Origin of the sequence: Paenibacillus sp. FSL R7-0302, assembly GCF_038006885.1 — a bacterium.
Lineage (GTDB): Bacteria > Bacillota > Bacilli > Paenibacillales > Paenibacillaceae > Paenibacillus_AQ.
The window spans coordinates 5,213,249-5,239,221 of sequence record NZ_JBBOWB010000001.1 but is presented as its reverse complement, the minus strand read 5'-3'; the positions used below and the strand labels follow the sequence as shown (position 1 = coordinate 5,239,221).

General features: G+C 52.3%; 27 protein-coding genes. 25 read left to right on the top strand and 2 right to left on the bottom strand.

What is annotated here, in order from left to right:
* Positions 1-39 precede the first annotated feature (39 nt).
* From MKY96_RS22565 to MKY96_RS22510, 12 genes are all read left to right on the top strand, one after another.
* The gene (locus MKY96_RS22565; RefSeq protein ID WP_036727511.1) at positions 40-318 is read left to right on the top strand and encodes a hypothetical protein; all 279 of its coding nucleotides are present in this window, start codon (positions 40-42) and stop codon (positions 316-318) included.
* 128 nt (positions 319-446) lie between these two features.
* The gene (locus MKY96_RS22560) at positions 447-845 is read left to right on the top strand and encodes a thiol-disulfide oxidoreductase DCC family protein (protein ID WP_340757860.1); all 399 of its coding nucleotides are present in this window, start codon (positions 447-449) and stop codon (positions 843-845) included.
* A gap of 195 nt (positions 846-1,040) precedes the next feature.
* Positions 1,041-2,201: a hypothetical protein gene (locus MKY96_RS22555; protein ID WP_340943440.1), complete on the top strand. Its 1,161-nt coding sequence runs from the start codon at positions 1,041-1,043 to the stop codon at positions 2,199-2,201.
* Positions 2,198-3,469, top strand: a complete 1,272-nt coding sequence (locus MKY96_RS22550) for a CpaF family protein (RefSeq protein ID WP_340943438.1) — start codon at positions 2,198-2,200, stop codon at positions 3,467-3,469. Before MKY96_RS22555 ends, MKY96_RS22550 begins: the two co-directional genes overlap by 4 nt.
* A 53-nt stretch (positions 3,470-3,522) precedes the next feature.
* Positions 3,523-4,323 carry a type II secretion system F family protein gene (locus MKY96_RS22545; RefSeq protein ID WP_340944726.1) on the top strand — a complete coding sequence of 267 codons (801 nt, stop codon included), beginning with the start codon at positions 3,523-3,525 and terminating at the stop codon, positions 4,321-4,323.
* A gap of 19 nt (positions 4,324-4,342) precedes the next feature.
* Positions 4,343-5,215, top strand: a complete 873-nt coding sequence (locus tag MKY96_RS22540; RefSeq protein ID WP_340944723.1) for a type II secretion system F family protein — start codon at positions 4,343-4,345, stop codon at positions 5,213-5,215.
* A gap of 13 nt (positions 5,216-5,228) precedes the next feature.
* A complete protein-coding gene (locus MKY96_RS22535; RefSeq protein ID WP_340943436.1) occupies positions 5,229-5,417 on the top strand; it encodes a Flp1 family type IVb pilin in 189 nt (62 codons plus the stop codon).
* Positions 5,414-6,079, top strand: coding sequence for a TadE/TadG family type IV pilus assembly protein (locus MKY96_RS22530; RefSeq protein ID WP_340943434.1), 666 nt, complete (start codon positions 5,414-5,416; stop codon positions 6,077-6,079). The genes MKY96_RS22535 and MKY96_RS22530 overlap by 4 nt, the downstream gene beginning before the upstream one ends.
* Before the next feature lie 241 nt (positions 6,080-6,320).
* The gene (locus MKY96_RS22525) at positions 6,321-8,480 is read left to right on the top strand and encodes a hypothetical protein (protein WP_340943433.1); all 2,160 of its coding nucleotides are present in this window, start codon (positions 6,321-6,323) and stop codon (positions 8,478-8,480) included.
* A gap of 14 nt (positions 8,481-8,494) precedes the next feature.
* Positions 8,495-9,487: a TadE/TadG family type IV pilus assembly protein gene (locus MKY96_RS22520; protein ID WP_340943431.1), complete on the top strand. Its 993-nt coding sequence runs from the start codon at positions 8,495-8,497 to the stop codon at positions 9,485-9,487.
* 25 nt (positions 9,488-9,512) lie between these two features.
* A complete protein-coding gene (locus MKY96_RS22515; RefSeq protein ID WP_340943430.1) occupies positions 9,513-10,022 on the top strand; it encodes an A24 family peptidase in 510 nt (169 codons plus the stop codon).
* A gap of 38 nt (positions 10,023-10,060) precedes the next feature.
* Positions 10,061-11,779 carry a DUF6382 domain-containing protein gene (locus tag MKY96_RS22510; RefSeq protein ID WP_340943429.1) on the top strand — a complete coding sequence of 573 codons (1,719 nt, stop codon included), beginning with the start codon at positions 10,061-10,063 and terminating at the stop codon, positions 11,777-11,779.
* 42 nt (positions 11,780-11,821) lie between these two features.
* On the opposite strand, the gene MKY96_RS22505 is transcribed toward MKY96_RS22510, so the two are convergent.
* A complete protein-coding gene (locus MKY96_RS22505; protein ID WP_340943428.1) occupies positions 11,822-12,724 on the bottom strand; it encodes a TIGR01777 family oxidoreductase in 903 nt (300 codons plus the stop codon).
* Between the two features lie 48 nt (positions 12,725-12,772).
* Positions 12,773-13,237 (bottom strand): DUF2621 family protein, encoded by a 465-nt coding sequence (locus MKY96_RS22500; protein ID WP_036727891.1) that lies wholly within the window; start codon positions 13,235-13,237, stop codon positions 12,773-12,775.
* 172 nt (positions 13,238-13,409) lie between these two features.
* Between MKY96_RS22500 and MKY96_RS22495 the strand changes: the two genes are divergently transcribed.
* From MKY96_RS22495 to MKY96_RS22435, 13 genes are all read left to right on the top strand, one after another.
* A complete protein-coding gene (locus MKY96_RS22495) occupies positions 13,410-14,537 on the top strand; it encodes a deoxyribonuclease IV (protein WP_340943427.1) in 1,128 nt (375 codons plus the stop codon).
* A 45-nt stretch (positions 14,538-14,582) separates the two neighbouring features.
* On the top strand, positions 14,583-15,479 hold the full coding sequence (gene purU / locus MKY96_RS22490; RefSeq protein WP_340943426.1) for a formyltetrahydrofolate deformylase: 897 nt from the start codon (positions 14,583-14,585) through the stop codon (positions 15,477-15,479).
* A 274-nt stretch (positions 15,480-15,753) separates the two neighbouring features.
* Complete coding sequence (locus tag MKY96_RS22485) at positions 15,754-16,542, top strand: SAF domain-containing protein (protein ID WP_340943424.1); 789 nt, start codon at positions 15,754-15,756, stop codon at positions 16,540-16,542.
* Between the two features lie 30 nt (positions 16,543-16,572).
* Complete coding sequence (locus MKY96_RS22480; protein ID WP_340943422.1) at positions 16,573-17,637, top strand: hypothetical protein; 1,065 nt, start codon at positions 16,573-16,575, stop codon at positions 17,635-17,637.
* Positions 17,634-19,208, top strand: a complete 1,575-nt coding sequence (locus MKY96_RS22475; RefSeq protein WP_340943420.1) for an ATPase, T2SS/T4P/T4SS family — start codon at positions 17,634-17,636, stop codon at positions 19,206-19,208. The genes MKY96_RS22480 and MKY96_RS22475 overlap by 4 nt, the downstream gene beginning before the upstream one ends.
* Before the next feature lie 13 nt (positions 19,209-19,221).
* Positions 19,222-20,271, top strand: a complete 1,050-nt coding sequence (locus tag MKY96_RS22470; protein ID WP_340943418.1) for a hypothetical protein — start codon at positions 19,222-19,224, stop codon at positions 20,269-20,271.
* A gap of 11 nt (positions 20,272-20,282) precedes the next feature.
* Complete coding sequence (locus tag MKY96_RS22465; protein ID WP_340943416.1) at positions 20,283-21,152, top strand: hypothetical protein; 870 nt, start codon at positions 20,283-20,285, stop codon at positions 21,150-21,152.
* A gap of 100 nt (positions 21,153-21,252) precedes the next feature.
* Positions 21,253-21,462, top strand: a complete 210-nt coding sequence (locus MKY96_RS22460; protein ID WP_340943413.1) for a hypothetical protein — start codon at positions 21,253-21,255, stop codon at positions 21,460-21,462.
* Between the two features lie 5 nt (positions 21,463-21,467).
* Positions 21,468-21,611: a hypothetical protein gene (locus tag MKY96_RS22455; RefSeq protein ID WP_340826409.1), complete on the top strand. Its 144-nt coding sequence runs from the start codon at positions 21,468-21,470 to the stop codon at positions 21,609-21,611.
* Positions 21,612-21,626: 15 nt separating this feature from the next.
* Positions 21,627-22,007, top strand: a complete 381-nt coding sequence (locus tag MKY96_RS22450; protein ID WP_339254249.1) for a hypothetical protein — start codon at positions 21,627-21,629, stop codon at positions 22,005-22,007.
* Positions 22,008-22,027: 20 nt separating this feature from the next.
* On the top strand, positions 22,028-22,525 hold the full coding sequence (locus tag MKY96_RS22445) for a hypothetical protein (RefSeq protein ID WP_339313072.1): 498 nt from the start codon (positions 22,028-22,030) through the stop codon (positions 22,523-22,525).
* 71 nt (positions 22,526-22,596) lie between these two features.
* Positions 22,597-23,199, top strand: coding sequence for a hypothetical protein (locus tag MKY96_RS22440; RefSeq protein WP_340943411.1), 603 nt, complete (start codon positions 22,597-22,599; stop codon positions 23,197-23,199).
* 3 nt (positions 23,200-23,202) lie between these two features.
* On the top strand, positions 23,203-25,479 hold the full coding sequence (locus MKY96_RS22435) for a hypothetical protein (RefSeq protein ID WP_340943409.1): 2,277 nt from the start codon (positions 23,203-23,205) through the stop codon (positions 25,477-25,479).
* Positions 25,480-25,973: the final 494 nt, after the last annotated feature.

Here is a 25,973-nt window from a genome sequence, read left to right as displayed (position 1 = left end):
TGCTATTAACTACCAAAAATTTAAATAATGGGTGATGAGATGTCTTACAAACCGAGTATTACGAATGTGACCAAAGCCAGCAGCAATGATAAGGAAGGATTGTACGAGTTCATTATCAAGCTTGCTGACGGAACGGAGTGCCGCGCGTTCTACAACCGGTTTCCGGAATGGAAAATGACGAACATCAGCCGCCTGCTCAAGACTCCTTGTCCGGTATGCCGCAAAGATTTCATCTGCAAATGCATGGAATCCTTCACTGCTGATTTCGAAGAGCAAATGACCGGGGACGAATGGATCAACAAGGCTATTGCTGAATAATTAGACGAACGGACGTTGTAGGCGCGGGAGCTATCCCGCGTTTTTTGCTTTTTTTTCAAAAGGGGACAGGAATGTTACACTATGCTTAAGAGGAAGGGGGCGGTGATGTGGCTGAGGAGCGTGGGGAAATGCAGGGCCAATCTATTGTGCTGATCGATGGGGTCTGTCATCTGTGCCAGGGAATTGTCCGGTTCATTATTCCGCGTGATCCCAAGGCGCACTTCAAATTCGCCTCCTTGCAGAGTGAAGCGGCCCGGGAACTGCTTAAGGCAGGCGGTCTGCCTGAGCAGCAATTAGACACTGTGGTGCTGATCGAGGACGGCAAGTATTATACGAAATCGGCTGCAGTGCTGCGGATTGCCCGCAGACTCCGGTTCCCGTGGCCCGCCGCCTATGTGTTCATCCTGATTCCGGGGCCGCTGCGTAATGCTATGTATAGGATTGTAGCCAGGAACCGCTACCGCTGGTTCGGCCGGGATGAGCAGTGTCTGCTTCCGACGCCAGATATGAAGCGCAGATTTCTGTAGCTGGTAAGGGGAAGTCTGAGGAATTCTCTCAAATAGTGGTGAAAAAGTTATTGCCGACCTCTTATATATATGCTACTATAGCAGTAAATTACAGGAACAGTAACGGAAGCACCGTTCAATGACCGTATTCACGGTTATTGGCGGTGCTTTTTTGCTGTTCTTTTTCCCATGTATTTAAGAGAGGAGGAGGAGTTCATGACGGCAAGAATCGTGCTTGCAGTCCGGGAGAGCCAGTATATTGAACCGCTGCTTCATTACCTGCATCATAGCGAATATGGGGAGATGCTGCGGATTACGGCTTTCAGCAGACTGGACGCTTTTATGGAATTTATGACAGGTGACGAGCTGCCGGATGCGGTTGCCGGTGACCCGTCCTTCATTGAAGCCTGGCTGGTGGAAGGGAGAAGTACAGTTCCATGGGCAGTCTTAAGCGAAGGCGGAGAATTGCCGAATGGCCGGGATCTGGCGGGGGGAAGGCATATTGCCAAGTATCAGGCACTGCCGTCGCTGCTGGAAGCGATTCTCCAGTTGAGTGATCTGAAGCGGGTCCGGACAGCTGCTCTGCCTAAGGAAGCAACGCTGCTGCTCGGGATCGTCTCAGCCAGCGGCGGCAGCGGCAAAACCACGGTAGCGTTGAATATGGCGAAGCAGCTTGGAGCGCTGGGCCTGTCCGTATTCTATCTGAACCTGGAGAGTGTGGACAGCAGCGGCTTCATCCTGCGTATGCCGGGGAGTCATGTTCCCGGTCTGGAGCGGCTCTTGTATGAGCTTAAGGCCGGAGGGCCAGAGAATAAGGGGGGAAGAGGGCAGCCGAAATGGACTGATTATGTGTTCAGACATGACAATCTGCGGTGTGATGCCTTCCGGCCTGTGGAGAATTTCAAGGAGATGCTCCAGATGTCCCGACAGGACACGCTGGATCTACTGGAGGGGCTGGGCGGAGCCGGAAGCTATGATGTGATTATTGTAGACACCGGCGCTATTGAGGAAGAACGGGCCCAGGCTGTTCTGAACAGGTGCGGCATTCTGCTGTGGGTGCTGAAGAATGAACAGGCCGGTATCCGCAAGACCGAAAGCTGGCTGGATTATATTGCAAGTCCGCACTCCGACATGCAGCCGGAGCTGGTGAACAGGAGCCGATTCGTCATGAACGGCTGCACCGGAGCGGAGAATGAAGGGCCGCTATCCGCAGCACTCAGGCTGGATGCTGTACTTCCGTATATTCCATCCTGGGGGTTACAGCACTATGGAGAGCTCTGTCTAAGCTCTCCCCAATTCATCGACGGAATTCAGCAGCTCTCCAGAGCTATAGTAGAGCCTGAGTTGCCTGGGGTGTTCACCGGGATTCCTGTATGAATGAAGAGATGTTCCGCGCTCTGCGCAGCGACATCCGGGCAGGGCTGGATGTGACCTCGGTCATCGGGAATGATGAGCTGGCTGCTTATATCGAACGGATCATTCTGGAGCGGGAACAATTACGCCTCCTGACTGCTCAGGAGAAACACGAGCTGGTGAAGAAGCTGTTCGATTCCTTCCGGGGGCTGGATATTCTCCAGCCGCTGGTGGATAATCCGGCGATCACCGAGATTATGATCAACAGCCACGAGGAGATCTTTATTGAGGAAGAGGGGATGATCCGCAGGCTGCCGCTGGCTTTTGAATCGGGGAGTAGGCTGGAGGATATCATTCAGATTATTGTCTCCGGCGTCAACCGTGTGGTTAATGAATCCTCGCCGATTGTGGATGCGCGGCTGCAGGACGGCTCACGTGTCAATATCGTACTGCCGCCTGCGGCGCTGAAGGGCCCAGCCATGACCATCCGCAAATTTCCGGAGACACCGATGACGATGGCGGAGCTGGTGCGGCGTGAAGCGCTCTCGGAGGAAGCGGCTGAGCTGCTGCGGATTCTGGTTGCTGCCAAATACAATATTTTTATCAGCGGCGGTACTGGCTCGGGCAAAACAACCTTCCTGAATGCCCTGTCGCAGTTCATCCCGCCGCAGGAGCGTGTCATTACGGTGGAGGATTCGGCAGAGCTGCAGATCGTTACGGTTCCGAATCTGGTCTCCCTGGAGACCCGGAATGCTAACACAGAGGGGCGGGGTGAGATCACGATCCGTGATCTGATCCGCACTTCGCTGCGGATGCGCCCGAACCGTATTGTCGTCGGCGAGGTGCGGGGAGCGGAGTGTCTGGATATGCTTCAGGCGATGAACACCGGCCATGACGGGAGCTTGTCAACGGGGCATTCGAACAGTGCGCTGGACATGCTCAGCCGCCTGGAGACCATGGTGCTTAGCGCTGCTGATCTGCCGGTAACTGTCGTCCGTCAGCAGATCAGCTCAGCGATCAATATATTCGTGCATCTGTCGCGGCTGCGTGACCGTTCACGCCGGGTGATGGAGATCAGTGAAGTTGCTGGTATCCGCAGCGGTGAGGTCATCCTGAATCCTCTATATGAATTTCGGGAATCAGGCGAACAGGATGGCCGGGTGCAGGGGAGGCTTGAGGTGTGCGGCAACCCTCTTCTGCATACAGACAAGCTGCGGATGGCCGGAATCCTTGATTATCCGCTCAAGCAGTATGAGAGTAGAAGCTCTGCTGAGGAGGAGAATGTACCTTGAACGTCATGAAGAAGAGAGACCGGCATCCCCCTGTAAGGCAGAACAAAGGGTTCATGAAGAGGACACCGCCCGTGCTGCCGGTTAGCGCATCTCAAGGGGGAGAGCAGATACTGTTGCCGGATTATACCGTATACGAGTTGACCTCCCTGCAAAGAATGCTGGTCATTCTGGGTGCCGGAGTCCTGTTGTTCGGTATTGGTTACCTGTTCTATCACCGGCTGCTCCTGGCGGCACTGCTTGTCCCCGGAAGCGCCTATGGGCCGCGGCTGCTGCGCGAATATCTGCTGCAGCGCCGCCGGGCTGCGCTGAATCTGCAATTCAAGCAAATGCTATTCTCGCTCTCTTCGTCGCTCTCCGCCGGACGTTCGGTGGAGAATGCCTTCCGTGAGGCCGTGCAGGACCTGCGGATGCTTGACCCGGAGGGCGCAAGTGACATGATCTCCGAGCTGAATATTATCTGTGCCCGGATGGAGAACGGGGAGCCGATTGAAGATGCGCTCTATGAATTCAGCAAAAGAGCAGGAATGGAGGATGTGGAGCGCTTCGCAGATGTGTTCATGGTCTGCAAGCGTACCGGCGGGGATCTGGTTGAGATCGTACGCCGCACCTCATCCATCATCGGCGAGAAGCTGGATATCCAGCAGGATATAGCCGTCAGTATCGCCCAGAAGAAATTCGAGGCGAAGGCGCTGCTGGTCTCTCCGCTCATGATGGTGATGTTCATGAGTCTGAGCGCCGGAGACTATATGGAACCTATGTATACTGGTGCAGGAATAGCGGTGTCCACCCTGGCACTGATTGCACTATTCCTCTGTTACCTCTGGACCAACAAGATCATGGATATTCCGCTGTGAGGGAGGGTGAGTGAAGGGGATGTCATTGATCTGCGGTGCGATTCTGCTTCTGCTCGCAGCGGGCTGGCTCATTCTGAGGATGAGCTGCGGCAGCCGCTACGCTGCACTGCGGGAGCTACCCATGGAGGGCCTGCGGCTGCGGCGGCTGGGTGAGCCTCTATTGTTAGTGGTCGAGAAGGGAAGAATCGCCAGTTATCTCCCGTCCGTGATGTTCAGGATACAACGTTCGCTGCAGCGGATCTATGGTATGCGGTACAGTGCAGAACGTACCTTGCTGTTCATGGGGGAGATGCTTAGCTACAGCTGGCTGCTTGCCGCAGGCGGAAGTGCGCTGACAAGCTTTACGGGAGAGCAGGCGGGAATCATCCTCGGAGGGCTCTTGGCAGTTGCACTCCCGGTGGCGATGGTTAGCGATCTGCACAAAAAGGTACGTGTACGGGAGCAGAATATTATGCTGGAGCTTCCTGAGTTGCTGAACAGTATTGTTCTGCTTGTCGGCGCAGGTGAGACGGTTCAGCGGGCGATTATCCGCTGTGTGAACAGCCGTCATGGGGATAGCACCCATCCGCTCTACGCTGAATTAATGAAGATGACAGCTGAATGGGACGGCGGTTACTCCTTCCAGCAGGCGTTCGAGAACTTCAGTAAGCGCTGTGCTGTACAGGAGGTCTCCATCTTCACAACTACAGTGCTGCTTAATTACCGCAGAGGCGGGGCCGACTTTGTTCTGTCACTGCGGGATCTGTCACGGATGCTCTGGGAGAAGCGCAAGGCGATCAGCCGCACACGCGGCGAACAGGCATCGTCGAAGCTGGTTTTTCCGATGGTGGTTATCTTCTTGATTGTGATTGTGCTGGTGGGAACACCAGCGATTATGATGTTAAAAATGTAGGAGGTAGAGGTGTATGTTAACACAGATGGCAGAAGGAGCAAAAAGCTTTTGGAGAGATGAAGAGGGGCTGGGGACGCTGGAGATGATCCTGATCATTGCTGTCCTGATTGCGGTCGTTCTGGTATTCCGTGAGGAGATTGTGAAGGTGGTTAAGGATCTGATCGGTACTGCCGGAGATAAGAGCCAGGAAGTCTTTGAGTGATTCCGCTACGGGAGGATGAGGGGAGCTTCACTATCGAGGCTTCGCTTCTGCTGCCGATTCTTATGGGGATTACGATGGTGCTGCTGTTCTTCTCCCTGTACAGCTATCAGAAGTCGATGCTGCTGCAGATTGCCTCAGCTACTGCGGAGCGGGCTGCTTATAACTGGGAGAATAGTAACCGGGAGGTAAGCGGAGAATTCCAGACTGGAAATGTTGATCCGCTGTACTGGAGAATCGGTGAGGATGGACTGTTGGCTTCGCTATTTGGTTCAGGAGCAGACAATGGCAGTACGGCTATTACGCTGCCTGGTAATGCTGAGGAAGGAGGGCCCCTGCCGGTAGTGAAGCTGCGCCGGGCATCACAGATGGTGCCTGCCGGATTACAGGGAGAAATGAGCTATGTCTACGGATTGACTGGCCGCAGGATCAGTACGGAGCTGAAGAAAGTGCTACATCTGCCTGTTCTGGACAATCTGCTAGCCGATAGAGCCGCGCCTGAGGTATATGCCCGCTCCTATGTTACGGAGCCTGTTGAATTCATAAGAACGGTGGATCTCATGCGTTATTACGGGTCGAAGTTCAAACAGCATTCCTCCGCCGGTAAGGAGGGCAGCGGCATGGAGAAGAAGCAGGCAGCCCAGATGCTTGATAAGCTGCATTAAGGATGACTGGTGATGGAGCAGCTTGGGCCGGGCTGCTCAAGAATAAGGTTAAGGGGAAGTTCGGATGCGTATTTTCAGTCACAGCAGGTTCTTAAGCAAATCTCCTGGCCGGAGCCGCTGCTTGGATTACGGTGGTGATCCTATTAGCAGTAGTACATCCCAAGGAATAGGCAAATGGTCACCGGAATATATTGTCAGATGTCTTCGCTCAGCGGAAGGTTCGGTATCGGTCTTTCTTATTATGGTGCTGGCGTTTGTGTTTCTGTTTAATGCTGTGCTGATCGATTACGCACGGATTGCGGCGGTGAATGTGCAGGAGGAACGTCTGGCGAGAGCCGCTATACGCTCTGTAATGTCGGCATATGACATTGAGCTGCGCGAGAACTACGGCTTATTCGCCTTCGGCGGGGGGGACGGCAATCAGCTGCTGTCGAAGGTGCTTAACGACAATCTGTATGAGAGCGGACGGGGGGATGCCTTTAACCTGCTGCCCGTGATGGTGGATTCCTCTTCGCTGGACTGGAGCCGCCCGCTGGGCACCTATGAGGTCTTCCGGCGGCAGATTATAGAAGAGATGAAATACAAAGCGCCGGTTGATTTCGCCCTGGAGCTGGCAGGCAAGCTTAAGCCGTTATCGGCGGCGATGACTGAAGCTTCACGGACAACAGAGATACTGGGTGACTTGCAGCCCTTATATGATCAGCGTGAGGAAGCGCTGGATCTCATGCTGAAGAAGCGCAAGGAAGCTGCTGACAGTGCACAGAACCTGCAGAAGCTGCTGATGAATCCTCCGGGTGATATTATTCCGGCGCGTTCGCTTGCATCCTTGGCCGCAAGCTCCGATATCCCCGCGATGTACGGGGATTATGTGAACAAGTATTATGACGATTATTACCGTCCCCCCAAGACATGGCCAAAGTACACGGCAGTGCTATCACAGTATCAGGTTCAGATTGGCGAAATAACAGGCAAGATACCAGTAGTTCTGGCTGACTTCCAGGAGAGAAATGGCCGTCTTCTGGATGAAGCAGAGGCTGCACTGGAGCAGGTGAATGCGCTGAACCTGCAGATGAAGAGTGTCATTGATCAGGCGGAGGCGGATGCCAGCACTGCGGGGGATGATCCTGCCCATAACTGGGACATTCCGGACACGGCCGGAGAGCTTAGCTCAGAGCCTCTTAAGAAGCTGAGAGAAGAGGTGGAGGGACTTATCCTTCCTCCAGCTGAGCTTAGCGGGCTGGGGAATAACATCGGGGTACAGCGAAGTACGGCGCTTCCCTTGGAGCCGCTGGTCTCCGGTTTGCCCGCTATATTAAGCACAGCATCAGGGTTGTATGCCGACTATTCTCTTATGAGCGCAGGGGTTCTTAATGCTTCCAGAGCTGTTCACGGCTATATAAGCAGCTACGGGCAACACGGAACTGTTATAACGCAGGAAGCGGAACAGATTGAGAGCCGCCGCACTGCTGACAGCCAGCGCAAGCAGATAGAAGGGCAGGCCAAGAAGAAGCTTGGCGATGCCATGAAGCTGCTGGATCAGATCCGCGCGCTGGGAAGCAGCGCACAGGAAGCGATGGAGCAGTATGGTAGTCTGCGTCAATACTACCAGCAAAATGTGGCCTTTAACGAAGGTCTGGAACAGGAGCCGGGGGCTGCTGTGAATACTGGCGATCAATACGCTGCAGGCAAGTCGTCCATGAAAGATATGGACGGGATCTATGCAGAAGTGGGCAGTGTGCTGTCAGGAGCCAGAGACCGGCTATACCAGACGGAGTACTCTGCGATGTATTTCCGGCATTTCGATCTGTCTGCGCTAACCTCCTTGGCTTCCGGGTCTGGTGAAGGAATTGGTGAGCAGCTGGGAGAGCAGCTGAAGCCGCAGGCGCAAGAGCTGGAATATATTTTATACGGATTCTATAATCCTGCAGGCAACGTGGCAGCAGCTTATGGCGAGATCTTTGCTCTGCGGCTGGCTGTGCGGACGATGGAAGGCCTGATTGAGAAAGCCGGTATGGGGAATCCGCTTGTCGTCCTGGCCGCTGGACTGCTATACGGCATTGAGCAGGCTATCCAGGATATGATACAGCTCTGCACCAAGGGGGAGATTCCCTTATCCAAATACATGACCGCACAGCTCAGCTATCGTGACTATCTTCGGCTGTTCCTCCTGCTGCATGGGGGAGGGGAAGAACAGTTGTCCCGGATGCTTGCGCTGATCCGTCTGAATACCGGAATCAATCCGGTAGAGAAATATACATATGCCTCTGCCGGGATCACGATGGGGATGCAGCTTTGGTTTCTGCCGGGTGTAGTGAAGCTGGTGAATTACAGTGCCGGACTGCCAGGGGATGTACGGGGGAAAGTTTATTTCAGACAAGCAGCGGCTGACTTTTCTTACTGAGGGGGGAGGGTAGAATGAAGCGGTGGCTGAGGAAATCGCCAGATTCTAAGGATGAAGGCAGCATGGTTGTGGAGGCGGCACTGATTCTGCCTGTGTTCCTGCTATTTGTCCTGTTCCTCATCTTCATTATCCAAATGACCTTGTATTCAACAGCACTGCAGAGTACGGCTTCTGACACTGTCAAAATAATCTCAACCCATATATATCCTGCAGCTCTGGCCATGCAGCAGCAGGAGGGGGAAGGTGGGGAGGAAGCCGGAGAAGCAGGTGAGGCTGAGCACTCAGATGATGCGGACTCCTCCACCATCTGGAGCATACCGCGCCTGTCGATAACGGAATGGAGTGAGGATTACGTGGGGGAGCTTCCGCAGCCGATGGAATCCTGGGTCAAGGCTGTCATCCGGGAGGGAGAAGGGCCGCTGCAGAAGGTGCAGGCGGGAGCATCCGAGGCTGCGTTGGATCTGGTGCTTAAGCCGATGCTCCGGCCATATCTATCATCGGACTGGCTTGAATATAGCAGAATTCATGTATCTAATGTCACTGTACCTGATCTGAGGCAAGGAACACATCCGTATTTCGGTATGGTAGTCAGCTATGAGCTGCCCATGAGAGTCCCGTTCCTGAATGAAAAAATCGTGCTGGAGGCCAGCGCAGTTGAACGCTTATGGGTCGGCAACACCGATTCTACCGGGGAAGAAAACACGGCTGAACCTGCTGAGGAGGCCGGAACCATTGTGATCCTGGAGAAGCCTAATCCGGGAGTAGCGAATCACCAGGGCATCATCAAGGTGAAGGTGCCTCCCGGGTCATCGGCCAATCTGTCGATCTTTTACAAGAGCGGTCAGAGTACCGCCAAGTATCTGGGCTGGAAGCAGGCGGATGAGCACGGGTACATCGAATGGGAATGGAAGATCGGCGTGAATACTACGCCAGGCACCTGGCCTTTTGTGGTTAGTCTGGCTGATGGAGCTACACTTCAGGCGACTTTTGCAGTGGTGAACAAATAAAAGAGTAGAGAAAAGGGGAAGGCAGATGACGGAATGGGCGCTATGGGGCTGCCTGCCGTTCCTGACAGCGGCATTATTCACAGATATACGCTGGATGAGAATACCTAACTGGATTACACTGCCCGCGCTGATTGGCGGACTGCTCCTGCAGTTGATTATCAATGGCTGGCAGGGGCTGCTGTTTTCACTTTGCGGCAGCGGAGCAGGCTTCCTGCTCCTGCTGATTATGTATTTTACCGGGGCGGTGGGGGCTGGTGATGTGAAGCTCTTTGCGGCTATCGGTGCTTGGACGGGAGTGCTTTTCTCGCTTCAGGTCATTGTCTATTCGGTGCTCCTGGGGGCAGTCGTAGGCTGGATTATCATTCTCTACAAAAGGGAGACAGGGCGTAGGCTGCGCAGCATGATTAGCAGAACAGCCAGGTTACTGCTGCTCCGCAATATGAGTCTGGCCAAGGGCCGGGAGGGGGAGTTGCTCCGGTTTCCCTTTATGCTGGCCGTGTTCCCGGGCTTCATCTGTGCTTATATTTATTTCTGACTTGGAGCTTATCGTTGACGCTTAGGAGGTGAAGAGACTTGTATGGACTGGAACGGGATTTCATCCAGCAGGACGGAATAACGATGCTGCTGGGCAGATCCGGGGGGCTGAGCGCAGGAGAGCTGAATATGGTGCAGGCCCGGATGCTGATGACCAGCGGGATACCGCATCATTTACGCTTGCTGCTTAGAGAGATAGATCTGCAGGTCACACTGGAATACTCGGTGGCAAGACGTAAAATGCTGGGAGCCCTACTTAAGAGCGGGAAGCTGAGCATGACGGAATTCTTCGGGCTGATGCTGCAGATCGCTGCCGGGATGGAGGAGGGGCAGCTGTATATGTTGCGTACAGAGCAGTATGCGCTCCATGAGGACTTTATCTTTATCGAAGGTACGCTCAGCAGCGGCAAGGTCTTCCTGACCTATATTCCGCTGGAACTCACAGATCCCGCACCGAAGCCGGGAGAAGCCTTGAAATCGCTGATCATGGTCTTCATGGGAGCCATTCAGGAGTTATCGGGTGACGGGATACAGCGGCTGCTGCAATATTGCGGGGAAGAAGCTTTTAGCCCGGCTGGACTGAAAGGGCTGCTCGCGGAAATGCTGACGGAGGTTACACCCCATAAGGCCCATGCTGAAGGAGCGGAGCCTGCACATCTAAGTCCTATGGCTGGCCTAGGCACTTCTGCCGCTGTACCAGGAACGAGGATAGACTGGGCGCAGCCTACGGATCGCAGGCTGGAGGAACCGGGGAGGGAGAGGTCCGCGGCCGCAGCGTTCTCCCGTGTACATGGAGATAAGGAGGCGCAGCCATCCGGTTCGATGCTTAATCCCACGCCTTGGATGAGCGGGATGCCGCAACTGAAGCGTAAGGAGGGATTATCAAGAGTTCAGACAGCAATGGATGCAACAGTTGGACCTGTTCAGGCTGAGGACAAGCAGAGTCCTTACAGGACATATATATTGCTGGGGGCATTATTAGGTGATGCGTTACTATGGAAATTCCTCTATCTGAATGATCCCCGGACAGTTTGGCTGGCAGTATGTGCTGCGGGAACTCTAATACTTGCGGCTGTGTGCTGGCTGGTATGGAGTGGAAGGCTGGCTTGGGGCGAAGCTGAGGAAGAGATAGACACTCTGAAGGAGGGGGCAGAGGATTATAACAGTACAGTACGGAACCGTAAGCTGAGAAGTGATCTGGAGTGGGATTTCGGCAGAAATCCGGTAGATCGGCATCGTCCTCCTGCCCCGGTCTACACTCCTCAGCAACAAGAAGCAACTGTGGGAGTCAACGGCTTCACAGCTACACCGGCTGGCAGACAACAGGCTCCGCCGGGGATGGGGATGGCCGCCAGCAGTCCGCAGAAGAAGGAAGCGGCGATGGCTACAGCGCTGCTGACCCGGGAACCCGTTCAGGCTACAGGCAGCAGTCTTCCTCAGGCCGGAAGGACAGTACCTTATCTGGAAAGAAGCGACCCGGATGACGTTGGAGCTATTGAGAGAATTGAGCTGAACCGGCCCAGCTTCATTATTGGACGCTCCTCTGAAGTGGCCCAGTACATTGAGAAATCGGAGGGTGCTTCACGGGTTCATGCTGAAATCTCCAGAGCCTCAGGAGGATACATTCTGAAGGATCTGGATTCCAGGAACGGGACGCTGCTTGCAGGCGAAGCTATGGTTCCCTACAAAGAATACCCGCTGACCGAAGGCACCGTGTTCACCATTGTTAAGGGTACCTACACCTTTCGCACAGCTTAGCAGAGACAGATGGGATGAATAGAAGGGTGCGTTTCCAGCAGCCTACTGATTTTTCAGTTGCTCCAATGCAGGCTGTAGCGTGGGATAGTTGAAGGTGAAGCCGTGGTTAATTGCTTTGGAAGGAAGCACACGCTGGCCTTCCAGCAGAATCTCTGACAGCTCGCCAACAGCGGTTTTTAGCAGAAATGCCGGAATCGGGAACCAATGCGGACGATGGTAGACTTTGCCGATCATCCGTCCGAACTGTTCATTGGTGACCGGCTGTGGAGCGGTGGCATTAACGGGACCCTCAATCTCAGGCTGAAGGATGCAGAATTCGATTAGGCGCACAATGTCTGTAAGGTGAATCCAGGACATCCACTGCTTGCCGGTGCCGATTTTGCCGCCGAAGCCAAGCGAGTAAGGCAGCTTCATTTTGGGAAAAGCACCGCTCTCATTGCCAAGCACAATCCCTGTGCGCAGCTTGACCAGACGGATACCGGCATAGGCTTCATCTGCAGCCTCCTCCCAGGTCTTGACCACCTCGGAAGGGAAATCGATCACCCGGGTCTCGGAAGCTTCGGTATAGGTATCCTGCACAGATGTACCATAAATGGCGACGGCTGAGGACTGGACGATCACGTTTGGCTTATGCTGGAGTGAATTTAGCAGCTTCCCGGCAGCGGCAACGGTTTCAAGACGCGATTCAATAATCGCCTGCTTCCCCTTAGGGGTCCAGCGCTGGCTTAGCGATGCTCCGGCAAGATTAATCAGCGCATCTGCGCCTTCTGCCGCTTCAGGATGGGCTGCCAGGCTGTCCCAGGTGAGATAGCTAAGCCCCGGATGATCCAGCTTGTTCTCGGGGTTCTTGCGCCCGACACTGATGATCTGATGTCCGCTGTGCAGCCAATATCCGGTAAGCTCGCTGCCAATGAATCCGCTGCCTCCGCAAATGATATATTTCATAGGGCTTGCTCCTATTCTGGACGCCTGTAGCGGCGTGAGTAGATAAATTCATTTGACCAGGTGCTTGTAAGGCGCGTAGTCGATGCCGTTCTTCTCCAGGAAGGTGATCAGGAACCGGTTGTCACGCCGGGGCGTGGCAATAATGTACCCTTGGATACAGTGCTCACGGGTAACCTCCGTTGCATGGCTCTCTACAGCCAGCTTACCGATCTCGGCAGCGATAGAATGCTTGGCAATGTCGCGGAACGGGCTAGGCACCGGCTGTACAAGCTGGTCCAGAAAAGACTTCATCTCGTCGCTCCACAGCGGACGGCTGCGTTCCACCCAGTAGTTCTGCCAGTCCAGCTTGGATTTGCCGTCAGCCTTGGGCAGCACCTTCAGAAATTTGCGGAACATAAAATAGCCGCCGATACACATGCAGCCCAGCAGTAAAAAAGTCCAAAATGCGATGGAGTTCATAAACCAGTTGCTTGGAGACGTGGACAATAAGCTTGAGGGTAAATGGAAATGCATGAATACACCGCCTTTGACAATGATGATTGTCACTTTCCTTTTGCTCCTCTTGAGTATAGCGTATTTCCTTAGGTTTGCGAAGCGGAAGCGGCCTTTCGGGGCTTGCCTAGATTTATTCTCCCGATCACGGTAGAATAAGGGTTAATTCGTGAAGGAAAGAGGGAAATTAAGCATGCTGAAAATAGGTTCACATGTGTCCTGCGCGGACAAGGGTCTCCTGAGCGCGGCCAATGAAGCAAATGAGTACGGATCTACCTCGTTTATGATATATACGGGAGCGCCGCAAAATACGCGCCGGAAGCCGATTGAATCGATGTTTCCCGAGGAAGGCAAGCAGAAGATGCGGGAGAATGGCGTCGGAGAGATTGTGGTTCACGCCCCTTACATTATTAACCTGGGCTCCTATAAGGAGAATACCTACCAGCTGGCAGTAGATTTCCTGCAGGAGGAGATCCGCCGGACCCATGCGCTTGAGGTTAAGCATATCGTCCTGCATCCAGGTGCATTCACTGATAAGGATGCTGATTATGGCATCCAGCGCATTGCAGACGGCCTGAATGAGGTGCTGGGCGGTACGAATGAGACCGATGTGCATATCGCACTGGAGACGATGGCTGGTAAAGGCACAGAGATCGGCCGCACCTTCGAGGAGCTTGCCTCCATTATAGATAAGGTCGAATTTAATCAGCGGCTATCGATCTGTCTTGACACCTGTCACATTCATGATGCCGGATATGACATCGTGAACGATCTGGATGGGGTGCTGAAGAAGTTCGATGATACCATCGGCTTGGAGCGGCTCGGCGTGATCCATCTTAATGACAGCAAGAACCCGCGCGGAGCGGGCAAAGACCGTCATACACCCATTGGCTCCGGCTACATAGGGTTCGAGACGATCAACAATGTAGTCCAGCATGAAGCACTCGCAGGTCTGCCGTTTATTCTGGAGACACCCTGGATCGGTAAGGATGCCAAGAAGCTCCGCCCCATGTATGAAGTAGAAATCGCCCTGCTGCGCGGCAATGTTGCTGAACGCTTCGGAGCGGAATTCCTGCGGGAGCTGGAAGAGCTGCATGCCTTTTTTGCCAAGCAGGAGCTGGATTCCCGCCGTTATGTGCTGGATGTGTGGGAGCTGCTCAAGAATGACGCCAAGGCTAAGAAGGCAGATCCCCGTGAACCGCTGGAGCGTCTCTATGATCAAGTCATAGCTGCCGGACTATTCCCTCAGCTTAGTGAGGAAGCCGTTAATCACCGGCTGATCGCCTGGCTGGCAGGCAAACAGCTGCTCGTGAAGGCATAGACCCGCATAGATAACGCAAGCAGATGAGAGGATGAACCGAGAACTATGGAATTACATGTGAAGAGAGAGCATTCATCAGGCAGACCTTATCCGGAGCGGGCGCGTATGCTCATATCTTGTCCTGACGGACCTGGGATTGTAGCGGCGGTATCGCATTTTTTGTATCAGCATGGCGCGAACATCGTGCAGTCGGACCAATATACGATGGACCCGGACGGCGGAATGTTCTTCATGAGAGTAGAGTTTGATCTGCCTAAGCTGGATGAGCGGCTGGAAGAGGTACGTAACATCTTCGGCGGTGTTGCCGAACGCTTCAAGATGAACTGGCAGATTTTCAAGGTAAGCCATAAGAAGCGGCTGGCGATCTTCGTCTCCAAGGAGGACCATTGTCTGGTGGAGCTGCTCTGGCAGTGGCAGGCGGGTGACCTGGATGCAGATATCGCGCTTGTGGTCAGCAACCACACTGATATGCAGGGTTATGTGGAATCCTTCGGCATTCCGTTCCATCACATTCCGGTTACCGCAGAGACGAAGGCTGAAGCTGAAGCGCGTCAACTGGAGGTTATCGGTGAAGATATCGATGTCATTATACTGGCCCGGTACATGCAGATTATTTCCCCTTCATTCATCGAGCATTACCGGCACCGGATCATCAATATCCATCATTCGTTCCTGCCTGCCTTCGTCGGCGGTAAGCCGTACGCCCAGGCCTATCAGCGCGGAGTCAAGATCATCGGGGCGACTGCCCATTACGTGACCGAGGAGTTGGACGGCGGGCCGATTATCGAGCAGGACGTTCAGCGGGTCAGCCACAGCGATGATGTGAATGAGCTGAAGCGCATTGGACGTACCATTGAGCGGGTGGTTCTGGCCCGTGCCGTCAAATGGCATATTGAGGACAGAATCCTCGTGCATCACAATAAAACAGTAGTTTTTAATTAATCAGCTAATCTTGCCGTAACCATTACAACCACTCCGGTAAAAGTCAGCAACCCTGCGTAACGCAGGGGATATGGAACATCGTTCTGGCCTGGCTTTTACCGGCATTTATCTTCAGCGGGAGCTTCCCGCAGCCTCAGGCTTTACAACCTCACAAGGATAATCTAATACACTTCTCAACCACTAAGGTAAAAAAGCATTTTACCAGCATTTTGGACATAAGCGCCAAGATGTATTTTGCTATGTGCAGAAATCACATTCAAAGGGGGTAAAGGGCTTGTCAACAAAACGCGGACGTCTATTAAAACGCAATTATTTCTTCGCCGGACTTATCCTGCTCACCGGCTTCGGCGGACTGCTCGGCTATGATCTGTATTTCAAGCCTTATGTACTGTCACAGACCGTCGTCAAAATCAAGGTGGACGGCGGGGGCTTCCTGCCGAAGAACCATGAGCTGACAGCGGAGAATCTCTATCTGGATTCCGTACAGACCAAAGACATCCCGGCAGGGGTCGTCCGTAGTCTGGAGCAGGTGGAACAGAAGATTACGAATGTTAATCTGACGGATGGCAGCATTCTGACCGAGTCGCTGGTAGATGTAAGCGAGCTGGAGCCGCAGCAGGACGAGGGGATTTTCCCGATTCCCAAAGACGCGATCTATGCCATCAACGGTTCTCTCCGCAGCAGAGATAAGGTAGATATCTATCTGGTCGAAGGAGACTCACCCGCAAAAGAACGCAGAGGATACAGTCCGGCTGCATCCGCATCTGCATCTGTAACTGCTACTGGAGTAGGGCAGACCTCAGACGCTTCTTCGCTGCCGGAAGCAGAGGTTCCGCCGGAAATCCCTGCGCGCAAAGTATTCTTAAGCGGAGTGACTGTAAACTACGTGCGTACGGAAGATAACAACGATGTACTCGACTCGGAGAACGGCAATAACAATAACCGTTTTACTTCAACCGGGAAGGTGGCAGCCCCGGAGCTGAAGCTGAAGAAGAGCGACGGTGAGCTGCTGGGAGCTTATCTCGAGCAGGGCAAGAAGCTATGGATTGTCCGGGTGGAGTAGAAGAGCAGACAGAAAGGAGGAGGAATACACTTGAGAATATTCAGCCTGGGCATAGATCAGCTGACGATTAATGAGATTAAGCTGGCAGGCTTCACCGTTATTGCCCAAAGTGTGCTGCCGGAGCCTGAGCATGCCGGAGGGCATCTGTTAATGGTAACGAGCGAGCAGGTGCCGGTAGCAGAATTAAGAGAGCTGAGAGGGAGGTATCCGGACTCTTCAATTTTGTACATCTATCTGCAAAAGGGGGTGCGGGGTTACCAGGCCATACATATGCAGTGTGAGAGTCTGGGCATATTCTTCATGCCTCCGCGCTGCACCTCAGCGGCAATCATCGATAAGCTGCGCTATATGCTTGAAGATGAGCACAAGGAGAGCGGTAATCTGGTAGGCTTCTTCGGCTCGGGGCCAGGGATTGGCTGCACGAGTATTGCCAAGCTGTTCGCCAGGAGGATTGCCGCTTCAGGGCTGCGGGTGATTATGCTCGGTCTCGACCTGTACGATCCGGGCTATGACCGGAAGGCAGCGGTTAGTCTGGACAGGCTGCGGCCGCGAATTACCGGTAAAATGCTGCATGATGAGGACTTCAGCGCGCTGGTGAAGCAGGAAGGCTATGCCTATCTGCCCGGGAACTTCGATTATCTGAGCGCCCAGGATTATCAGGAGGAGGAAATCGAATATCTGCTGGCGAGAGCAAGTGAAAGTGCTGATGTGGTGATCGCGGATTTCGGTTCGATTCCCGAGAGTGCTGCGTGGTATGTGGGAATGCAAAAGTCGGTGCTGCGCATGATCGTTACACACCCGCGGCATGAACACAGGCTGCAGCCCCTGATGGAGCTGGCCGGACATATGGACCTGCATCCGCAGGACTTCCAGTGGATAATCAACCGCAGCAATGTGGAGGAGCTAACATCACCGAAGAGCCTGGCCCTGCGTTTTGGCAGCGAGCTTCTGCTGGAGCTTCCGTATTATCCATCTTTTCCAGAGGGCCTGCCACTGGGTAAAAAAGAGCTTCAGCAAGTGGACGATAAGGTCCACGCATTGCTTGTATCACTGGGCCTCGCCCAGGAAACCCGCAAGAAGGGGATATTTCAATGATGAACAACAAGGATGACAGCTTGCCGTTACAGCAGAGGCGGGTGCTGTCCGGATGGGCTCCGCTGGACCCTGAGCAGGGCAGGCGGCAGGAACAACAGGATGAGAGTTTACAGGCGGTGTCTGGACTCGCGGACGGAACGCAGAGCAGACGGCTATTCTCACTGAAGCAGAGCGTACTGCGTACCAGTAAGCCCGGCAAAGAGGACTTCTACAGCTTCCTGCACACCATGAAAAGTGAAATGAACTCCGGGCTGGAGCGTGAGGATGACGGCTATTTCGAACTGAATGCGAAGGCGCTGGTTGGTGATCCGCAGGCGGTCAGCTTTTTCATGAACGAGATTGAGAAATACCTGCGCCGGACCCCGTTTACCGGAAAAGTGCCGGAGGCTTACCGCACAGCCGCTGAAGCGCTGTTTCATGAATGGAAGGGCTTCGGCCCCGCCTACCGCTGGTTCACAGACCGTGCCTATAGCGAATCTACCGGACTGCAGATGATTGGGCGGCAAATATTTTATAACCATCAGGGGAGGTTTGTGGCGTATCCCTATGAAATGCCTTCGCTCGACCGGGTAGAGCAGCTAAAGCGCTCTCTCCTCAAAAGTGATCCAGGCAAGAAGCTGAACAAGGATAATCCTTCCGTTGAATTCAAAATGGATGATCCCCTCTGGCCCGGCCGGTTCATCCGTCTAGCCATCTGGGTCTCCCCGCGGGTCTGGGAGGGCTTCACTACCATCTCGCTGCGGCGGCAGGTCGTTGAATTTCTGGATCTGGATGATCAGGCCGGCACGGAATGTATTCCTGCGGAAGCGATTGATCTGATTCGTGCGCTTACCGGGACATTCCGCAACACGATTATCGCGGGTGCCGTAGGCTCGGGTAAAACCACTTTTGCCAATACGATTGTCGGCGAGCAGCTACTCGGCTCTTCCTCCTGTATGGGCGTCGTGATGATCGAGAAGCATCCGGAGTCGATTTTACCGTATCAGATCAAAGGCCACCGGATTATTCCCATTCAGGCGTCTAATGAAGAATTAATGGAGGTAGGAGTGGAATCACTGCGGCATGACCCGAACATTCTCTACATGACAGAAATGCGTTATAACGAGTGGGAATTCTATCTGTGGAGCGGGGAGAAGGGCTATGACGGCATTACGGGCACCTTTCATACCGTAGATTCAGAGGATATTCCTTATCAGGGAGCGTTCGCTGTATCCACGCGGATCGGCGGCAGCCTGAAAGGGCATTTAATCTCAGCGCTGAAATCCTGTGAGCTGGTGTTCATTCTGGAGAGTGTCCCGGATGGGAAGAAACGGCTTGCGCGGATCTCCGAGGTCTTTTATGAAGAGGCCAGTAATTCAGTCTTCGCCAATGATCTGATGCGCTGGGAACCGGAGCAGACGGGCTGGACCTATAATGACAAGCTGACCCAGGCGCTGATCGATAAGATGAAGAAGAAGAATGCCAGAGCGGCACGGATGCTGCTGCAGGAGCTTGGACATCTCGCTGCGCAGAAGCCGATGACTGACCCACTGAAGGAAAGTCTGAAGTCCAAAATCGTTTTGAACGAATGAGAGGAGGGAGCCTGTGGGGCTGCTGTTCTATATCATCCAGTTTGTGCTTCACCTGCTCGTTGCAGGCGGACTTTGGCTGCTGGTCAAGCCGCTGATTGAGCGGCATCTATGGCAGTGGGGTCAGAAGCTGGATCTGCGGATGAATCTACGAATGAGCTTGTTCGGCCACAAGGTCAGCAGCGCGAAGAGGAAAATGTGGCTGTACCGCCATCTGGATGATCTGCTGTATTTTGCCCATAAGCGATACGAGCCGGGCATCAGTGTGCTGCGCTTCGTCACCCGTTCGGGGATGCTGTTCCTCGGGGTATTCCTATCGAGTCTGCTGACTCTTAAAGAGCTGCCGGGGCAGATGAGCTTCAGCAATCCTTTTCTGGAAGGCATGGTGTTGAATGACGGCGCACCTGTGGCGAATGCCTGGCGGCTTCCGCTGTTCCTGGCGGTTCTATCGGCCTGTATTCCTTATCTGCGAATGAGATATACCTATGCCCAGCGCAAGGTGCGGGGGAGCTACGATCTGCTCGATGTGATCAAAATCGCCACCAAATTCACGCATTTGTCTGCGGATTCCATTTTGTCCAAGACCAGTGACTTGCTGCCGGTGGAGAATGTGTTGAAGACGCCCTTGAGGCTGCTGGGGGCAGCGTTCGCCGGCTATAGCAATGAGCGGGAGCTGAACGAGGAAGCCGGGCGTTTTGCCGGAGCGATTGGCACGACGTTTGCCGTAGAATTCGTTTCGGACCTGCTCTATTGCGAGAAGGAGGGCACCCGTTATCTCAAAAGCTCGCTCATGACGCTTAACCGCTCCATGGAGCTGCAACGGGAGACTATTCTGACGGTGAAGGCCAGCAGCCGGGATGCAATCAGCCTGGGACTGTACGGTAATCTGATAGTGCTGGTATCTTCTGTGGGAACGTTCATGTACATGCTGAAGCCGGATGTGTATTTCAAATTGCAGTTCGAGACAACGATTGGGCTTACATTTATGATGGTGATCCTGACGGGCCTATTCATCTCGTTCATGATCAGTACCATCCTCGCCAGACCCAGACTGGACTACCATTAAGGTGATGAATGATGGATAGATTACTACTTTTGATAGCTGTAACAGGTATTGTGTATCTTGCCTTACTGGTCTTTGTCAGCAGCAGCAGCCGTCAGGAACGGTACGTGCTCCGTCTGGGCCAGCAGTGGAAGGCTTTCGGGGAACGTGTGCACAATGAGCGGCTGCAGCAATTGCTGGGCCAGAGCGGACTCTCTATATCCGCAGCCAAAATCACCCTGTTCCGATATTCGGCGGCTTTCCTCTATCTGCTGGCCCAGGTAACGGGAGACTTCTTACGTTCAGAGTCAATGTCAATATACGATCCTCTGATTGCTCTGCTGATTCTCGTGATTACCAGTCCGCAGCGGGCGCTGCCGTTTGGCTGGCTGCTTAGCTGGCTGCATCAGAAGACACTGATCCAAAAAGACGGAGAGCTGATCTCCTTCATTCGTCTCTATGAGAACAACCGTCTGCGCAAGCGGGGGTATGTGGAATTTGGCGCCTTCTGCGCCGGTACGGCCAACCATTTCAGTTACATCCGCCAGGATCTGTATGAGCTTTCGGAGCGGGCAGTGGATGAGGGGACGGAGCGGGCCATTGAATGGTTTTGCAGTAAATTCCCGGAGAACCACATGTTTATCAACGATATTCGTTCGATTCTGCTTGCGACAGAAGGGATGGATGATGACCATGAAGCGGCGAAGTATCTGCAGGAGCAGGGCAAAATGATTACCAAAATCTCAAGTGACCAATATCTGAAGAAGTGGTCTTTTATCGGGGACATTTCCACGATCATCAATGTGATTCCGTCGATCGCCACCTTTCTGATGATTGTGTCGCTGGCGATGCAGTACATTATGCTGATCAAAGGGAATTTTAACGGCGTAGGGATGTTCCAATGATCAATATAGGCAGGCTGGCAGCAAGAAAATAAACGAAGTGAAATTTTTGTTATATTCAAGAATCATTTTAAAATATACAATCAAAAGGGAGATATTAACAATGAAAAAAGACGCTATTTCTACTGGTTTGTTTATCGCAATCGGGTTCCTGTGTGTGGCTATCGTAATTGCTGTATTGATTCCTGTAGTACGGGACGTAATCGATAAAGCAGATGACAATAGACCTGAAATCCCGAAGGTTAGTCTGGTTCAGCCCGCAGATTCCGTGGAAGCAGCTGTAACGTATACGATCGCCAGTCCTTTGGTGTAACAGAGATGAAGAAGGACTCGATTTCCGTCGCGCTGTTTCTGGCTATTGGCTTTGTGATTGCCGGGATTTTTATCGCTGGGGCTACAAGCATGATCGGCGGCAGCCAGGATGATATTATCACCCATGTCAAAGCTGTCGAGAAGTATTAAAAGGAGGCGCTGCGTTTGAAGGCAACCGTCCTCCGGGCCTTGTTCATGTGGCTGGTGTTATTTATTATCCTGCAGCCGATTTTTACGTACATCGATTATTTGCTCGACCTGCAGGTCAAAGCCAACACCTCGTATATCACGCAAAAGGCAGCAACAGAAGGGATGGTCACTGCCTCCATGAAGGCTGAGGTCATCTCTAACCTGAAGGCTGTAGGATTTCCCGAAGGCTCGATCAAAATAACCAGTGGAACAGAAGTGATCCTAGAGCGCAAACAGCGGATTGATGTGTATGTAACCGCACCGCGGGTGAACCTGTTCCCCTACAATTTCTCCGGCGTATCCCAGCCGACACAGTACTATGGACATGGCTCGATCATGAGTGAATATCTCGATTAATTAAGGGATGAAGCTAACCTATGGATTATATTATCAAGCTGGCCTTTGTCCTGTTGATCTTTATTTATTCCTGGTTTTTTCAGATTCAGAATCAGGAATGGGACCAGGTGCGCAGCATGCTTAAGGATGCCAATAATATGGCCGTCCATGACGCATCACAGGAGTTGAACGAAGCAGCGAGAGCCCAAGGCCGTCTGGTCATTGATCCCGCTGAGGCTTATGCCACCTTCCGCCATACCCTGCAGAGTAATCTGGGACTGGATGACGGCTTATCCCCCTTGGCGGGGAGCCGGCTTCAGGCTCAAGTGAAGATCGTCAAGTTCGACATCGTGGATGAATCTACGGGCGATACTTTTCCGCTGCTCTATGAGGACAGTACTTACGGTATCACCAAATACATACAGGGTCCTTCGGTCATTGCAGTGATTCAAACGCAGCATCCGGTGCTGATCTCCAGAAGCAAGGTTCAAGAGGCGATCACGGTACCGGCGGTTCAAGAGTATAAATTTAATATGTAAATCAGGATAATTGCGGCCTGTCCTTAGGCGAACCTTAGCAGGCCGCACAAACTACTAAAGGAGAGATTTACATGAAAAAGATAATGATGAAAGCAATCTTAGCAACAACACTGTTGGCGGGTTCTATTTTAGGTCAAGTGGGATCTGCACAGGCAACTGCCGCTGCAAAGCCAACTGCTCCGATTATGAGAGACAACCTTTCTAAGTACGGATTGGTGAAGGATGTGGAGCTGCCAGTTACGGTTACGGCCGGCGGGCTGAGCTATACGCTGGAGAAGATTATGATCTTTGATTCTAAGTCGAAGGATGCTCAGGTGTTGAGTAAAACGTATGGTTATAACTTAGGGAATGCTCAGTATTTTATTTGGACGAAGATCACTGTGGAAAATAAGAGTGGGAGTATGGTTCAACAAAACGTTAAGGATTTAAAAGACAAATGGCGTTTGAATTTCGGGGATTTGTCCAAAGGCGAAGCGTATACTAGTATGCCAGATAAAATGACAGATATCAAAAATAGCAAGCAATCTCTTTGGGATTGGAGTCTAAAATCGGGAGAAAAGCTCAGTACGTACCAAGCGTATTTGTACACTGGAAACTTTAATTATTTTAAGATCCGTGTAGATAACAGAAATAATTCTATCTCGAAATATATTGTGGAACCAAAAGGATATTAAACAATGAAAAAAAAAGTATGGATTACGACTTTTATCTTCTTCGCTTGCTTGGTACTCATGCCTACTATGATGTACTCTGCACAGACAGAAGGTACCAAGCAGGGCAGTGTAAGTTTACCGACTACTACTGGCTTAACGGGCTCGAATAACAGCGCTAAAACGTTCTATCTTGATCTTCCAAGTGGGGTCACTGGCCCGTCGATCAAGATGGGGACACTCAAATACAACGGAAATAATACTGTCGTAGGAACAATCATGGTCGAGAACGGAAAGATCAAGATTACACTGAAGGGGAATGTGAAGGATGAAATATTTCCAGTAACAGGAATGGACGGTGGTTTTGAAGATTCTTTTATATCTGTTCCCGGAAACTCCATCTGGCGCTATTCAGATGGCCGAAGATGGCAGATTAATGACTATAAAGAAGACAAGGGAATTAACGAAAGTTATAACGTCAATGCAGGGGATGCTTCTATACCCTCAGAGTATCCTCCAAAAAGGACTGTATCCACGAAGTCAGATCCTGTCAGTCCGAGCACGGCAACTTGGTATAGGAAAGATAAAACACAGGTTCCCTATAGTAGTATAGTTCAATCTAGCATCAAGCTTAATCCACAAGCTCTTAAAGGTGATAAAGGAGAAACTTCCATTAAAAATGGAAAGTTTATAATTAATTATTCAGTACCGTCTGAAAAAAGGAGACCAGAAGAAGTATCCGAAGGTTTTGGAAGAGGTGGTCATGCTCGAGGTTGGCTTTATTACGTAACTCTCCCGTACTACTTCGACGCTGAAGCCAAGGTCACATCCTACAGCTACGCCGGTTCGGTCACCTTCGATTATTCCCCACCTGACCAGGCTACGTTGAACGGAACGGCCACGCTAGAGAAGCCGAGTCCAAACCCAATCAAGCTGGAGGGCAGCAAGGTCGATGTGAAGATCAACGTTAAAGGCGAGTTACTGGGTTACACAAATTCCTCTAACATCGAGGAATGGGCATTTTATGCCCGTGAAAAGGAGGGATCAGCCAAGGCCGATATGAAGAAAGAATATGGAAAAATGCTCACCGCATCGAAAAGCTTTGACTTCCAGATCCCGGCCAGCCGGGTGACCGGTGACAGCTTCAAGCAGGATTACGCGCTGACAGTGATTATTCGGTTCAAGAATCCGGTGGTTACCAAGTCCGGTTCGATAACCTCCCTGGAACAGAAAATGGAAGTCTCGGCCGGGGTGTATAAGAAGGACAACCCCATTACCTACCCATCCATACCGGGCACACCGAGCAAGCCGGAAGGCAAGCCGCCTATTGCCCGCATCAGTGCACCCAAGTACGTCAAGGCTGGTTCAGACATGATGGTCTATGGGGGAGCTTCTTCCGACCCGGACGGTTACATCACCGACTATGCCTGGGGAACTCCTGGAGCAGAGGGCGGGATTGAAAATACAGCCAGAGGCTATGTATGGTACACACGGGATAAGGTTGGACAGACATTCCCCATAATGCTTACCGTTGTCGATAATGACGGGCTGATCGGGAGCACCAGCACCGAGGTAACGGTCATTGAGCCAACCCCATCCGCAAGTCTGGAGATTACCGGGGCGCTGAAGCAGAACCGTAAAACCACGCTCACCAATAGCAGCCAAAGCCCGAACCGGTTCCCGATCATTAAGTCCAAGACCCAGGTCACGATCAGCGCCGTCAGCGGCGGAACCAATGCAGACATCAAATACAGTGGTAGTCTGGCCGAGCTGGAGAGTAAGGATGTACTCTTCCGGAAGCCGGGCAAATACAAAGCGACCATTCACGTAGAGAATACAGCCGGTTATGGTGCAGATGGTGAAATCACGTTCGATATTGTACCCGATGAAGTACCAAGTGTGTATTTTGACATTCCCCAAAAAATGTATCGCGACTCGGAGAAGGGGAACAAAGCAATCCTACAAATTATGGACAGATCCTTCTCAACAGACAAGGATGACCTGAACCGGCGAATCTGGGAGTACCGTTATGACTCCAATAATGACGGGCGGTTTACCGATGAGAATTGGGAGATTTTCAATAATGGAAATGAGATTCATCCAAAACTGGAACTCAGCCAGGTGGGGAGATATGAGATCCGGTTGACAGTCTTTGAAGAGTTTGGCCAGCCGACCATCGAGGATTATGTGACGGAAGTTGATCGGCGCTCTGCAGACTCCTACACCGATCCGATTAAACAAGCACTGGTGGAGCGGACGATAGAGATCGATAACCGCGCGCCGGAAGTCGATTGGGACTTGTAAGGGGGAGACACGCAGACCATGAAGAGGATTCATTTTTTCAAGAGAAGCATCATTTTACTTATGACCTATCTGCTGCTGATTCCCGCACTTCCGCAGCCTGCAGTCGAAATGACAGGGGTGGTTAGTACAGTGCAGGCCGCAGAGGACAATTTCATTTATTACCGGGATATTGTTTTTGAAGCTGGGCGAGGGGGACATGCCAATCAACAAGATAGGGTTGTTATTGATTTCCCAGCTTTGAAGGTGACCAATCTTAAATTTAATAAAACGACCAAACGAATGACCTATGATATTGTTCCAGGATCCAACTTACATGTCACCTATACAACGGGAAGACCTGACGGTGGCGGATATACTGAGCCCATGGAAATCGAAATGTGTAGTTCCATTTATACCAAAGAGGCGTACCAGTATGAATTAAACAGAAATGCTTATGGTGATGATAATAACTGGAGCTGTAATGATCCTAGAACACCTGACTATTATGGTATGTA